At 60.9% G+C, this 15,167-nt stretch carries 7 protein-coding genes; 4 read left to right on the forward strand and 3 right to left on the reverse strand.

Going from position 1 to position 15,167, the window contains the following annotated elements:
• The first annotated feature begins 26 nt into the window (after nt 1–26).
• Together NQ492_RS07250 and NQ492_RS07255 are read left to right on the forward strand one after the other, a co-directional pair.
• A complete protein-coding gene (locus NQ492_RS07250; RefSeq protein ID WP_259874020.1) occupies nt 27–2,858 on the forward strand; it encodes an outer membrane beta-barrel protein in 2,832 nt (943 codons plus the stop codon).
• A gap of 73 nt (nt 2,859–2,931) precedes the next feature.
• A complete protein-coding gene (locus tag NQ492_RS07255) occupies nt 2,932–4,929 on the forward strand; it encodes a glycoside hydrolase family 97 protein (protein ID WP_015546953.1) in 1,998 nt (665 codons plus the stop codon).
• An 80-nt stretch (nt 4,930–5,009) separates the two neighbouring features.
• On the opposite strand, the gene NQ492_RS07260 is transcribed toward NQ492_RS07255, so the two are convergent.
• The gene (locus tag NQ492_RS07260; RefSeq protein WP_015546952.1) at nt 5,010–7,829 is read right to left on the reverse strand and encodes a M16 family metallopeptidase; all 2,820 of its coding nucleotides are present in this window, start codon (nt 7,827–7,829) and stop codon (nt 5,010–5,012) included.
• Nucleotides 7,830–7,971: 142 nt separating this feature from the next.
• Here NQ492_RS07260 and NQ492_RS07265 point away from each other — a divergent pair, with 142 nt between their 5' ends.
• Nucleotides 7,972–9,930, forward strand: a complete 1,959-nt coding sequence (locus tag NQ492_RS07265; protein WP_044054274.1) for a 4Fe-4S binding protein — start codon at nt 7,972–7,974, stop codon at nt 9,928–9,930.
• Nucleotides 9,931–9,986: 56 nt separating this feature from the next.
• Nucleotides 9,987–12,161: a S46 family peptidase gene (locus NQ492_RS07270; protein ID WP_015546951.1), complete on the forward strand. Its 2,175-nt coding sequence runs from the start codon at nt 9,987–9,989 to the stop codon at nt 12,159–12,161.
• A 128-nt stretch (nt 12,162–12,289) separates the two neighbouring features.
• Here NQ492_RS07270 and NQ492_RS07275 read toward each other — a convergent pair whose 3' ends face one another.
• Together NQ492_RS07275 and NQ492_RS07280 are read right to left on the reverse strand one after the other, a co-directional pair.
• Nucleotides 12,290–13,879, reverse strand: coding sequence for a DUF6850 family outer membrane beta-barrel protein (locus tag NQ492_RS07275; protein ID WP_149885862.1), 1,590 nt, complete (start codon nt 13,877–13,879; stop codon nt 12,290–12,292).
• A gap of 12 nt (nt 13,880–13,891) precedes the next feature.
• Nucleotides 13,892–15,163 (reverse strand): DUF4876 domain-containing protein, encoded by a 1,272-nt coding sequence (locus NQ492_RS07280; RefSeq protein ID WP_172633813.1) that lies wholly within the window; start codon nt 15,161–15,163, stop codon nt 13,892–13,894.
• Nucleotides 15,164–15,167: the final 4 nt, after the last annotated feature.

Raw genomic sequence — 15,167 nt, forward strand, 5'->3', positions numbered from 1 at the left:
TAACGGCTGAATTCCTCTTTAATCCGATGAACCCGGGAAAAACGCTGCTGCTCCTGCAATTTCTGCTCTGCGCCGCGACCGCTGCGGCACAGTCCGCAGCGGTGCGTTTCCGCGTCGCCGACCGGGCGACACGCGAGGCCGTCGTGGGCGCCGTGGCCGAGCTGCGCAGCCGCACCGACACCGCGGCGGCGCCCCTCTACACCACTTCGGACATCGACGGACGCGGAACGTTCCCCCGCGTGCCGCACGGGGACTACCGCCTCACCGTCACCTCGCTCGGTTACGACTCGCTGCGCCGCGACCTGCGGGTCGGCACGGCAACCGTCCGGCTCGATTCGCTGTGGCTCGCGCCCCGCGCCGAAGCCATCGACCAGGTGACCGTCGAAGCCCCGGCGCTCCGTTCGTCGGTGCGCGGCGACACGCTCTCCTACCGCGCCTCGGCCTATAAGGTCTCGTTCGGCGCCGACGCCGAATCGCTGATCTCGAAGATGCCCGGACTGGAGGTCGCCGACGGCGGCATCGAAGCCCAGGGGCGCACCGTGCAGCGAATCTACGTCGACGGACGCGAGTTCTTCGGCAACGACGTGATGTCGGCCATCCGCAACATTCCGGCCGACATGATCGAGAGCATCGACATCTACAACTCGCAGAGCGACCAGTCGGAGTTCACGGGCGTCGACACCGGCGAAGGGCACACGTCGCTCAACATCGTGACGCTTCCCGACAAGCGGCGGGGCGCCTTCGGCCGCCTCTACGGCGCCTACGGCATTGCGGACAAGTACATCGGGGGCGGCAATGTCAACATTTTCGACAACGACCGCCGCATCTCGGTGATCGGCCTGGCGAACAACATCAGCCGCCAGAACTTCTCGTTCGAGGACATTCTCGGCACGACGGACCGGTCGGGCCGGAAAAGCCCGAACAGCAGCTTCATGGTCCGCCCGCTGGACGGCATCTCGACGGTGCAGGCCATCGGCGTCAATTACAGCGACGACTGGGGCGCGAAGGGAAAGGTCACGGCCAGCTACTTCTTCAACCGCACCGACAACCGCAACACCAGCCAAAGCGACCGGCAGACCTTCACTTCGACGGACAAACTGGTGCTCTACAACGACGAGAACCGCTCGAAGACGCTCAACCTCAACCACCGCTTCAACTCGCGCATCGACTACAAGTTCTCGGACCGCCATTCGGTGATGATGCGCACCTCGTTCAGCCTGCAGGACAACAACTCCCGCAACGAACTGCGGAGCCGCACCGACAACAAGTTCTCCGACGACGACATCCGCTTCGTCTACCGCCGCCGCAACTTCGGCCACAACAACAGCGACGGTTACAACGTCTCGAACCACCTGCTCTACCGCTACCGCCTGCCGGGCGCCAAGTCGCACAACCTGACCGTCGGAGCCGGGGGAACCTACCGCAGCTACGAACAGCTGAGCCGCCCGCGGCAGTACACCTTCCGCGACCCGGACAACATCGAGTGCGACACGTCGGACTACTCTTCGCGCAACATCACGCGCACCGACCGCGACCAGCCGGGCTACGACGTGAACGGCAACGTGAGCTACACCCGTTCGCTCTCGAAACGCTCGCGCCTGAGCTTCGAATACCGCATCAACTACACCGACAACAGCGTCGAACGCAATACGTTCGTGCTCACCAAAGAGAACGTCTTTCCGGACGAGCGCAACCCCAGGCAGTCCACCGAATACGACTACGCCTACCTGACCCACCGCATCGGCAGTACGTACCAGTATTATTTCAAAAAGACGAAGATCGCCGGAACGCTCCACTACCAGCACGCCGCCTTCAGCAGCGACTACGCCTTTCCCTATGCGCGGAAGACCGAGACGTCGTTCGACAACCTGACATACAGCGTGGTGGCCAACATCAACGTAAACCGCAACAACACCCTGAAGTTCAACGCTTCGGGACGCACGTCGAATCCCCGCGCCACCGACTTGCAGGACATCGTCAACACCACCAACCGCCAAAACGTCTTCGCCGGAAACCCCGGTCTCGACCCGGTCTACACCCACCGCCTTTCGGGCCAGTACATCCGGGCGAATCCCGCCAAAGGGCGCACCTTCACCGTCTCGGCGGAAGCGACGGCCAGCCCCAACACCATCACCGACTCGCTGGTGATCGACTCGCCGGATTTCGTGATCGACGACGAAGGGACCAAACTGGGCGAAGGCAACCAGTACACCAAGCCGGTCAACCTCGCGGGACTTTGGAGCCTGCGCGCCAGCGTCAACTACGGCATGCCGGTCCGGTGGCTGCGCTCGAACCTCAATTTCCGGGCGGGCATCTCGACGGGCCGCATCCCGAGCATCATCAACGGCGAACGCAACTTTCTGAACAACAACGTCTACAATGCCGGACTGACGCTCGGCAGCAACATCTCGGAAGCGGTGGACTTCCGCCTGAGCTACACGGGCCGCTACAACGTAAGCCGGAGTTCCTCCGAGGTGCGCACGCTCGACAACACCTATTTCAGTCAGACGGCGAAAGCCGAGACGACGTTCGTCCTCTGGAAACGCCTCGTCCTGCGCGCCAACGCCGACTACAACTACTACCGGGGGATCACGGACACGTTCCTCGAAGAGCGGCTGATCTGCAACGCGATGCTCGGTGTCAAGCTCTTCCGCAACTGCCTGGGCGAAGCCAGCGTCGGAGTGAACGACATTCTCGACCAGAACGGCACGACCTTCCGCCGCACGGTGTCGGGAACGACGCTGCGCAACGTGACGAACCTGGCCGTCGGCCGCTACGTGTCGTTCCAGTTCACCTACAACCTGCGTCTTTTCCGCCGCCAGAGCAACGCCGTGATGGACGCATTGCAGGGAAAGTAACCGATTTTCCGCCCGAAACGCCGGTTTTCGCGTTTTTTTCACTATTTTCGTAGCCCAAACCCAATAATCCATTATGAAAAAACTACTTCTGACACTTCTGCTATTCAGTGCCGGGACCGGAATTTCCGCTGCCAAAACCTACGATCTGAAATCCCCCGACGGGAAAATCGCCGTACGCGTGGATGTCGGCGCCGACGCCGTCACCTACTCCATTTCGCGCGACGGCAAAGAGCTGATCGCCCCCTCGCCCCTTTCGCTCACGCTCGCCGACGGGCGCGTGCTCGGCCGCAAAGCCTCGGTGCGCAAGGCGTCGGCAAAAAGCGTCGACGAAATCATCGAAGCGCCCTTTTACAAGCGCAGCGCCGTCGAGGACCGATACAACTCGCTGACGCTTACGTTCAAAGGGGATTACGGCATCGACTTCCGGGCCTACGACGACGGCGCGGCCTACCGGTTCCGCACCTCGATGAAGGACGAAATCACCGTTACGGACGAGCTGGTAGACATCCGTTTCCCGGAGGACTTCACGACGCTGGTCCCCTACGCCCGCGACGGCAAGAAGGAATCCGGGCTGGCCCGCTACTACTTCAACAGTTTCGAGAGCACCTACTCAACCCAGCCCGTCTCGAAGGTCGCCGACAACCGTCTGGCTTTCCTGCCGATCCTGGCAGACGCCGGAACGGCGAAAATCGTCATCACCGAGGCCGACCTGGAAGACTATCCGGGCATGTACCTCTACAACCCCACGGGCGGCAAGGCCCTCCGGGGCAACTTCGCGCCCTATCCGGCCAAGGAGGTGCAGGGAGGCCACAACGAACTGCAACTGCTGGTGACCGAGCGCGAAGACTTCATCGCCCGCACCTCGGGGACCCGCACCTTCCCGTGGCGCGTCTTCGCCATCGCCGGACGCGACATCCAGCTGGCCGACAACGACATGGTCTACCGTCTCGCCGCACCCTCGCGCGTGGAGGACGTCTCGTGGATCAAACCCGGCAAGGTGGCCTGGGACTGGTGGAACACCTGGAACCTCTACGGCGTGGACTTCAAGTCGGGAATCAACAACGAAACCTATAAATACTACATCGACTTCGCCGCCGACCACGGCATCGAATACGTCATCCTCGACGAAGGCTGGGCCGTGAACAAAAAGGCCGACCTTTTCCAGGTCGTCCCCGAAATCGACCTGCCCGAACTGGTCGCCTACGGCAAGGAGCGCGGCGTGGGCATCGTCCTCTGGGCCGGTTTCTATGCCACGGAACGCGACCTCGAACGCGTCTGCAAGCATTACTCGGAGATGGGGATTAAGGGCTTCAAGGTCGATTTCCTCGACCGCGACGACCAGAAGATCGCCGATTTCACCTACCGCCTCGCGGAAACGGCCGCCAAATACCGCCTGTTCCTCGACATGCACGGCTACCACAAGCCCGCGGGAATCCAGCGCACCTATCCCAACGTGCTCAACTTCGAGGGCGTCTTCGGGCTGGAGCAGATGAAGTGGACCAGCGAGAAGACCGACATGGTGACCTACGACGTGACGATCCCCTTCATCCGCATGCTCGCCGGACCGATGGACTACACGCAGGGCGCCATGCGCAACGCCACGCGCCGGAACTTCCGCGCCGTAGGCTCCGAGGCCATGAGCCAGGGCACGCGCTGCCGCCAGCTGGCCGAATACGTGATCTTCGAATCGCCGTTCAACATGCTGTGCGACTCGCCGTCGAACTACATGCGCGAGCCGGAATGCACGGAGTTCATCGCCTCCGTCCCGACGACTTGGGATGAGACCGTGGGTCTCGACGGCCGCGTCGGGGAGTACGTCTCCATCGCACGCCGCAAGGGCGACACCTGGTACGTCGGCGGCATGACCGACTGGAACGCCCGTACCCTGACCATAGACCTCGGCTTCCTGGGCGAGGGCGCCTACACCGCCGAACTGTTCCGCGACGGCGTCAACGCCGACAAGGCGGCCCGCGACTACAAACGCGAGTCGGTCGAAATTCCCGCCGACCGGAAGCTGACGGTGAAGATGGCTCCCGGAGGAGGCTTCGCCCTGAAGGTCTCGCGCAAATAGCGCGCGGCGACACGCACGAAAAACCCGGGCGGCCCATCGAGGCCGCCCGGGTTTCGTTTCGGGAAGCGGGTTGCCCCGCGTCACTCCTGCGTGAAGACCGCCGTATAGCGGTTGCCCTGGGCGAGGATTTCACGCGCCAGGCGGCGCACCTCGGCGGGCGTCACGGCCGTGAACAGCGCCTCGTTGTCCTTATCCAGATCCACGCCGTCGAAATACTCCGCACGCATCTTGTTGAGCCAGTAGGAGGTGGATTTCAGGTTCTTCGACCGGCTTTCGGCGTTGACTTTCCGGAAATAGAGCATCGCCTCGTTCACCTCCTGCTCCGAGGGAGCCTCGGCGGCCAGACGTTCGATGCCCTTCTGCACCTCGCCCAACAGCATTTCACACAGTTTGGGGTCGGTGTCGAAGCTCACCACCAGCTGACAGTAGCCGCGGGGACGGGCGCTGACCTCGTCATGCACGCCGACATAATAGGTTCCGCCCTTCTCCTCGCGCACCGTCGTCAAATAGCGTGCGCCAAGGATGTAGGTGACGTAACGCAGCGCGGCGTAGTTCTCCGGAGTATAGTCGAACCGGCCGTGGTAGATGCGTTCGATCGACGATTTGGGCGTCACGGCGCCCGGGACGACCGCGTCGTATTCCGCCGCTCCGGGAACGATCCTGAAATCCGTCTTCGCGAATTTCCGCTTCGGGGCCGCGGGCAGCGAGCCGATGTATTTCTCGACGAGCGGCCGCGCCTCGGCGGCCGGCATCTCGCCCGCAAAGAAAAAGACAAAGTCGGCGACGTTGCCGAAGAGCTTGTCATAGAGCCTGCGGGCCGCCTCGCGGTCGAAACGGTCGAGCGTCGCGGGCGTCGCCCGCCGCAGCCACGGATGGCCGCCGTATTTTACGCTGTCGGCGCGCTCGGCGAAAAGCGCCTTGGGCGACTTCTCCTTTCCGAGCGACGCGCGGGCCAGGTCGAGATAGTCGCCGTAGGCCTGCTCCGAGAAGTTGGGACGGGTGATATAGAGATGCAGCAGTTGCAGCAGCAGTTCGAAGTCGGCCACGCCGGACGCTCCCGAGAAGACGCTTTCAGTCCGCCCCAGCGTCACCATCAGACTGGCGTCGTGGGCGAAAAGCAGGTCGCGCATCCCGGCGCGGTCGAGGTCCTTCACGCCCATCGTGCGAATGTAGTTCTGAAGCAGGTGCATGCCCTCCACATCGCTGTCGCGGGCGAAGCCGCCCTCGCTGACCGCCGTCACCCCGACCTTGCGGACGCCGATCACCTCGGGAACGGTGCGCCAGAAGACCTTCACGCCGTTCGAGAGCGTCCACTCCTCGGCCCCGAGAGGCGCCTTGCGGGTCCTGACGACCTTTCCGGGCGTCACCTTCTCCGTAAAGAGCGGTCCGGCGGACTTCCCGCGGCGCTCGGGACGGGCGATCTTCGCACGCTTCACCGAGTCGATCAGGTCGAAGGCCTCCGCCTCCGAAGGGACCTTGTCCAGATGCTCCTCGGACGACGACACGAGCACGAGCATCCCCTCCGGCGAGGTCATGCCGGCACGCAGGCCGTTCACCTCCTCGCAGGTCAGGGCATCGAGCTGCTCGCCGACGATCCGCGTCCGGTCGTCGGGCGTCACGTAGGGCACATTGCGCGTGAAATGCTCCACATACCGCCCGGCCAGGTCGGTGTTCGTGGCGAGCCGGTACTTTTCGAGCGCGGCTTTCTCGCTCCGCGCCACCTTGGCACGTGCGGCCTCGAACTCCTCGCGGCTGAAACCGTAGCGTCGGATCTGCTCCACGTCGGTCAGCACCCCGGCCAACGCCTCGCGCATATCGTGCTCCTTGGGCAGGGCCGTCAGCATGAAGGTGTTCCGGCATGTGGCGAGGCTCCCGAGAACGGCCACCACGCGTTTGTAACGGGCGTCGGGGCGTTTCTCCGCCTCGGCCAGCCGGGCGCGCGCCATTTCGAGAAAGACCTTGCGCGCCAGTTCGTCGCTCACGGCGCCCACCGTCGCACGCTCCTCCTCCGACGGGTAGGGCTGGTAGAAGATCAGCTTCACGGCCACGGCCTTGGTTTCGGGATCGGTCACCAGTCCGTAGCGGGGCTTGTCGCGCTGCGGAATGTCGTAGACCTCCTTCCGGGCGGGATTTTCGGCCTTCGGGATCGACGACATCACGTCGCGGATCTTCCGCTCCATCGCGTCCACATCCACGTCGCCGACGACGATCACCGCCTGCAAATCGGGACGATACCATTTATGGTAGAAGTCGATGAGCGTCTGCCGCCCGAAGCTGTTGACGATCTCCATGTCGCCGATCACGTCGCGCCGGGCGTATTTCGACCCGTCGTACTCGACCTCGGCCGACTTGCGGGCCATGCGCGAGCGGGCGTCGTTGCCGCGCCGCCACTCCTCGCGGATCACGCCCCGCTCCGACTCGATCTCCCCGGGTTCGCAGGCGATGTAATAGGACCAGTCGTGCAGGATCAGCAGCAGCGAGTCCACCAGTCCCTCGCGCACCAGCGGCACGTTGGAAACATTGTAGACCGTGCGGTCGCGCGAGGTGTAGGCATTGACGTTGTATCCGAAGCGCACTCCATTGGCCGCAAGGTAGTTGAGAATGCCCTTTCCGGGAAAGTGCTTCGTTCCGTTGAAGGCCATGTGTTCGAGGAAATGGGCCAGGCCGTTCTGATCGTCCTCCTCCTGCAGGGCGCCTACGTCGTGGGCGATGAAGAAATCCGCCCGCTGCCGGGGATTGTCGTAATGCCGGATGTAGTAGGTCATCCCGTTGTCGAGCCGGCCGACCCGGACCTCGCCGTCGAACGGCATCTTCTCTTGCGGGCCTGCGGGGACTTGCCCCGCCGCCGGAACGGCCAGCAGACAGACCAGGGCCGCACGGATCAGAACAGATTTTTTCATCGTGGATTCGCTTAATTATGCAGTGCAGTTTCGCAAATATACAAAAAAGTCGCACAGGAGACGCTAAAAAACGGACGTCGCGGATCAATCAAACTTCAAAATAACTATCTTTGCGTTATACACATCATTTACAACCCGAACAATGAAAAGAAAAAGCAATTGGTTAAAGAATTTGCTGCAATGGGGCACGCTTGCGGCAATCGTGGGATTCGTGGTCTACGGGCTTACGCTCGGGGAGAAACCCGCGGACGTGGAGGCCTACTGCCCGTTCGGCGGACTGCAGGCACTGGGAAGCTACCTGGTCAACAACTCGCTGGCATGCACGATGTCCATGACGCAGATCATGGTGGGCGTCATGCTCGCCGTGGGAGTGATCCTTTTCAGCAAACTCTTCTGCGGCTACCTATGCCCGCTGGGAACCGTCAGCGAATGGATGGGCCGGGGCGGCAAAAAACTGAAGGTCAGCGTCGAAATCCGCCCGGGAAGCATCGCCGACCGCCTGCTCCGCGCCGTCAAATACGCGCTGCTGTTCTACGTGTTCTACATGTCGGCGTCGAGCAGCGAACTTTTCTGCAAGAATTTCGACCCCTATTACGCCGTCGCCACGGGCTTCAAGGGTGAGATCACCGTCTGGATGACCGTCATTTCGGTTGCGCTGCTCTTCCTCGGCAGCTTTTTCGTCAAAATGTTCTGGTGCAAATACATCTGCCCGCTGGGTGCGCTGAGCAACATCTTCAAATTCACCCTCACCTTCGCGGGCATCGTCATCCTGCTGTGGGCGCTCGGGCTGCTGGGCGTGGCTTCGGCCTGGGTATGGGCACTGGGCGCCGCCTGCGTCATCGGCTACCTCTGGGAGATGATCTATCTCAAGAGCAAGGTCTTCCCGCTGCTGCGCATCGTCCGCGACGAAGCCACGTGCACCAAGTGCGACGTCTGCCGACGCAAATGCCCCTATTCGATCGACATCAAGAACCTCGACAAGGTGAAGCATATCGACTGCACGCTCTGCGGAACGTGCGTCTCGGCCTGCCCCGAAGATTCGTTGCAGGTCGGCGGCAAACGCTCGCTGCGCTGGCTGCCCGGCATCCTGGCCGTCGCGCTCTTCGGCGCGGCGCTGTGGTTCGGCAGCCACTGGGAACTTCCGACCATCGACGAGAAGTGGGGCGAATACGAGCAGGTCGAAGGCATGCAGACCTACGAAATCGAGGGACTCACCTCGGTAAAGTGCTTCGGCAGCTCGAAGGCCTTCTCCGCGAAGATGCAGAAAGTGCCGGGCGTCTACGGCGTGAAAACGTTCGTGAAACGCCACGCCGTGGTGATCAGCTACGATCCCAAGGCGATCGACGAGACGAGCATCGACAAGGCGATCTTCTCGCCGACGACCATGAAGTTCGCAACGCCGAAAGCCGGCGTCGACTCGCTGTCGGTGGTCCGCATCGGCGTCGAGGGACTCCACGATAAGATGGACATGGTCTACTTCGGGGCCATCCTGCGCAACATCGACGGCATCTGCGGCTTCGACGCACAGTACGACTGCCCGGTAGCCGTTACGCTCTACGTCGACCCGTCGGCCGCGATCCCCGAAAAGATGCTCCGCGACTCGATCGAGGTCAAGGAGGCCCACATGCTGGCCCACGGCGGCAAGGTCCGCGCGATTCCGGTCCACTACGAGCTCAAAAGCTACGACCCCGCCGCCGGCAGGATCGGCCGCCGCGAGTTCCTCGACCTGATGTTCGAGCAGACCCGCGACCTCTCGGCGCCGTTCAAGCATAACACCGAGACTTACGGCGATGACGCGAAGTACCCCAAAGGCGTCTACGAAGTCGAGTGCCGCGGCATCGAGAAGCCGCTCATCAAGCGCAGCTTCCCCTACTTCCGCGGGTTCCTCTCGCTCAAGGAGGGCATCACGCGGCTCGACGTGGCATTGAACGACGAGGAGGTTCCCGTACTGCGGATCGTCTACGTCAAGTCGATGTGGGACGACGCGAAGATCTGGAACGAACTGCTCAACGCCAAGGTGTGGCCCGTGAAATACAAGGACGGCACGCTCAAGGACGAGGAGCCGAAGTTCACCTTCAAAACCGAGGGACACACCCTCTGACACCACCGGGGCTTGTGATACGCAAGCCCCTTTTTTCGAGATAAACCAAGAAGACGATGAAAAAAGCGATTTTTTACCTGCTGGCCTGCGTCCTGCTCCCGGTTGCGGCGTCGGCCGACGAAGGCATGTGGCTGGTCAGCACGTTCCGGGACGTGATCTACCCCCAGATGAAGAAGGAGGGGCTGAAACTCAAACCCGGAGAGATTTACAACGAGGAGTCCCCGGCGCTGTGCAACGCCATCGTGGCCGTCGACGGCGGCATGGGCACGGGCAGCGTGATTTCGGACAAGGGACTCGTCATCACCAACCACCATGTGGCCTACGGCGACATCCACTCGTTGAGCACCCCCGCGAAGAACTACCTCGAAGAGGGCTTCTGGGCGCTCGAACAAAAGGACGAACTGCCGCTCAAGGGCAAGACCGTGACCTTCCTGCGGCAGGTCCGCGACGTGACGGACGAGGCCCAGGCCATCCGCGACTCGCTCGAAAAGGCCAACAGCCTGGGCATCTTCGGGACGCGCAAGGTCTATGGCATCCTCGAACGGAAGTACGGCGGGGACACCCCCTTCGAAGTGGAATGCGCCTCGATGTGGAAGGGCAAGAAATACCTGCTTTTCTACTACGAGACCTATAAGGACGTGCGCCTCGTGGGTGCGCCTCCCGTGATAATCGGGGCCTTCGGCGGCGAGCAGGACAACTGGGGCTGGCCCCAGCACAAGGGCGATTTCGCCCTCTACCGCGTCTACGGCGACGCGAAGGGCCGCCCGGCGGCCTACTCGGAGAACAACGTGCCCATCACGCCCCGCAAGGTGCTGAATGTCTCGACGAGTGGCATCCACGACGGGGACTACGCCATGGTGATCGGCTTTCCGGGCCGCACCAACCGCTACATGTCGTCGCAGGCCGTGCGCGAAAAGGAGCACGTGACCAACCCCGTGGTGATCAAGGCGCGCCGCGACCGCCTCGACATCATGCTGCGCCACATGGAGGCCGACCCGGACGTGCGGCTGATGTACAGCGACAAGTATTTCAACATCAGCAACTACGCCGACTACGCCAAGTGGGAGAACATCTGCCTGCGCCGTTACGACGTTATCGGCATCCGCGCCGCCGAGGAGGCGCGCCTCGCCGCCTGGATCGACGCCGATCCGGCCCGCAGGGCCGAATACGGCGACCTGCTCGCCAACCTCAAAAAAGGCTACGAGGCCCGCGCCGAAGCCGTGCGCGAAAAGTGCTACTACCAGGAGACGTGGATTCGCCCGAGCGACGTGATGATGACGGCCAACCGTCTCGGCACGCTCGTCGACCGCATGCAGCGCGACGGCATCGCCTCGGTGCAGGACGGCGACAAGAACTTCGCGGGCGTGAAGTCCAACACCCGCCGGATGATGAAGGACTTCGACCTGGCCACCGACAAGGAGGTGCTGACACGGATGATGGAGAGTTTCATCGACAACGTGCCCCGCGAAATGTGGGGCGAGCAGCTGCCGCAGCTTTACGACCGTTTCAAGGGCAACGTTCCGGCGCTGGTCGACTACGCGTTCGAAAACACCTGCTGCACCAGCTACGAAAAGCTCTGCGCCTGGTTCGCACAGCCCCGCACGGCCGAGGAGATCCTCTCCGACCCGATGGCGGCGATGGCCAATTCGGTCAGCTCGCGGCGTTTCGCCGAGAAACTCAAACAGGCCGAGGAGACGTCGGGCATCGACGCCGACAAGGAGGAACTCCGCTACACCCACGCCATCTACGAGATGCGCGAATCGGAAGGCACGCCCCAATATCCCGACGCCAACTCGACAATGCGCCTCACCTACGGAACCGTAGGCCCGGTCTCGCCCAAGGACGCCGTGCACTACGACTCCCGTTCGACGATCGACGGCTACCTCGAAAAATACAATCCCGACGACTACGAATTCCGTGTCGACGACCGGATGTCTTCGCTCATCCGCAGCAAGGACTGGGGCCGCTGGGGCGAAAACGGCCGGCTGTACGTCAATTTCCTCACCAACAACGACATCACGGGCGGCAATTCGGGAAGCCCGGTGCTCAACGCCCGGGGCGACGTGATCGGACTGGCGTTCGACGGCAACCGCGAGTCGATGTCGGGCGACATCTATTTCCACCCGACCAACTTCAAGACGGTCTGCGTCGACATCCGCTTCGTGCTGTGGATCATGGACAAATACGCTGGCGCCGGAAAGCTGATCGACGAAATGCGGCTGGTGAAATAACCCGCCCTGCGCTCGCCAAGGAACGGACCCTTCAAAACGGGGGTCCGTTCCTTTTTTATGAATCCCCGACGACAAAAACCCCGCAGGACTTTGCACGTCCTGCGGGGTTTTTAATGACGACCCGCGGTTCAGAAGTTCAGACCCACGGCCGCGAACAGGCCGCCGCGCCGGCTGCCGTCCATCAGGCCGCTGCGCCCCCATGCCGCACGCCCTTTCAGATCGACGTACAGGCTCATTTTCTTCGCCGGGAAACAGTGCGTATAGCGCAGGCCGGCCTCGCCGTTCAGACGGTCGTTGGTCAGGAAGGCATACTCCTGGGCCAGCAGGTCGGCGCGATAGTTCTCGTTGTCGATCTGCACCCCCTCGGGGCAGCTCTTCTCCAGTTCGGTTCCGCCGCCGAACGTATAGCCGCCGCGCACCGTCGCGTCGAGCCAGCTGCGGCCGCTGAACCGGAAGTTCTTCGTCACGCCCAGCATCAGTTTCGAATAGTGCAGGTCCTGATCGTAGCATGCCGGGGAGATCGTATATTCCGATTCGGCCTTGTAATAGGTATAAGCCGCATCGACGATCCACGAACTGCTCCACTCGTTGCGCTTGACGTAGAGTTTGTAATCGGCATCGACGCTGCGCTGCTTCTGCGAGAATTTCAGGAAGCGACCGTACTGTTTGTACAGTTTCTGATTGGTCTCCGGATCAAGTTCCAGCTCCTGAATATTGTTGTATTTCAGCAGGTCGCCCCACGAGGCGTCGACCGAAAGCCGCTGATCGACCCCGCGGCCCGCAACGTTGAGCACCCCCAGATAGCGGTAGGTCAACTGATCGTTGTCGCCCAGATGCTGGTCCAAATCGAAGCGGAAACGCTCCATTTTGCCGTATTCGGCCGAGAACTGATTGAAAAACTTCACCCTCTTTCCCAATTTCAATTCCAACTGGGCGGCGCCTCCGTATTCGGAGCCTTTGTAATAGACGTCATAGAATTTTTCGCTTCCCCCGAGCTGCTGGCTGGTATAAAACCACATGCCTTCGAAGAAGTAGATCATTCCGCTGGTCGTATTCGTACCGAAAGCCGCATAGCCGACCTGCTCCGTCGAGCGTTCATACGTAAAATTAAGACCTGCGTCCACCACCTTCGAGGTAAACATCACACCCGGCTGAACGCTCAAATACATCGAGGTGGTTTTATTGCGCGAATCCCGACGCTTTGCCAGGCTGCGATCCTCGTATTTCCCCATCGCTCCAACCACCCAGCGCCCCATACGGTAGGCAACCCCGGCCTCGATGGCATAGGTTTCATCACGCGTATTTCCGGGAATCGAATCGCCGATCAGCATCGGAGAATCTCCGATGTTGGCATTTCCCGCCCAACTGCGGTCCTTCGAAGCCGCATAATCATAACTCAACTTACCGTAGAACGAAAGACGATTCCAACGGCGGTACGACTCGGACCGGACCCCGAACGCATTCACTTCCGCTCCATCGGTAACGTTGCGCAGTCCGCCTTGCTCGAAATCATAATTCACTTCCGCAATGGAGAGCGATGCCTGATTGAGCATCAGGCCCGCCGCATTGTCCGAAACGAGCCATCCGCTTTTCGAACGAATCCGTTCCAGGGTATAATATTTTTCAAGGTTCTCCTTCGGAGCGGAGGACTGGGCGAAAACGCCCGACCCCGCACATACCGCAGTCAACAGGAGCACCGCATAGATCTTTTTCTTCATGGCTGTTTCGTTTTATCGGTTTTTGTACTCCGTGCAAAGGGTCGGTTCATCGAGCGGAATCCAGTCGTCGGCCGAATTGTTCGTATCCTGATAAACCGTACGACCTACGATCTCCGAAGCGCTTTCGTCCACCTTGCGGATATAGGACTGACCGCTGTACGAGGCCGTCGTGATAAACAAAGGCTGGAGACTGATGTCGGAGCAAAGACGCGGGACGTGCGTATCGTTACTGCGGAACTCCACACCATCGAGAATACCCTCCTTGGGAACCATTATCGAGGGCATACTCTGATACTTCGTCGGCTGATACATCACCTTGCCGTAGGGCCGGCCTTTGATGGCTCCGTCCTTAACGTACTCATAAGGATCTTCAGGCAGCCGATATACAACGATCGCCGGCGAGCTAATGGAGAGAACGATCGAATTTCCGGATGCCAGCTCACAGAAGCATTCCAGCCGTTCAACGCCCGCGGCCGGAGCTTTTACCGCGGAGCCAGCAAAACGGTCGATATACATCGCCCATACATTATCCGCGGCAAGGTTCATCGGTCTGCTGGTCTGGTCTGCCGTATGTTCGACGGCGCTCAAGGCAATCACGACCTCTTCGCCCGGCTGTATCGGGTGCTCCCGGCCTTCGCCCGGGAAAACAAAACCGAAAGCGTTGACCGGAATGGAATCGCGGAGTTCGGTGCTGGTGCTTCCCAACCAGAATTTATTGTACACGGCCGATTTTCCCGAATTGAACGACGTGTGGAATCCGACTCCCACCCCGTCGAGATACTGCACATCGTCGGAATTGTTGCAGAGCGTGAAATACTGGTCATAGTTATAATTCGCTTTCCCGTCGGCAGTCTTCGTTTTGTGAAAATAAACCTCTTTCAGAATGATCGTGCCACGCGCCGTAGCCTTAATCTCGAGATTGTTCGTCCCGGCCGACTGACCGTCTTTATTCAGCACGAAATCCCTGGTGGCATGCAGGAACTTGCTGATTCCGCCCACATCGGCCACTTTGCTGATAATCACGCTGTAATTTCCGTATTCGGCGTCGATCCGGGTTTCACCCTTCGCATCCGTTTCGGAAGTATACGTATTTCCGATCTTCGTATTGCGCATAGTCACCTTGAACCCCGACTTGTCGAGCGATGCCAACTCTCCGGGCAAATCAATGGAGATCAGCACCTCCCTGTTGCCATGGAGCAATTCGCCGTCTTTCATATCCTTGAGGCAGCCGCACAGCAGAAAGGCCGTCGCCAAAGGCACCAGATAATATAAAATCTTTTTCATCATC

It is taken from the genome of Alistipes shahii WAL 8301 (genome assembly GCF_025145845.1).
Classification (GTDB): domain Bacteria; phylum Bacteroidota; class Bacteroidia; order Bacteroidales; family Rikenellaceae; genus Alistipes; species Alistipes shahii.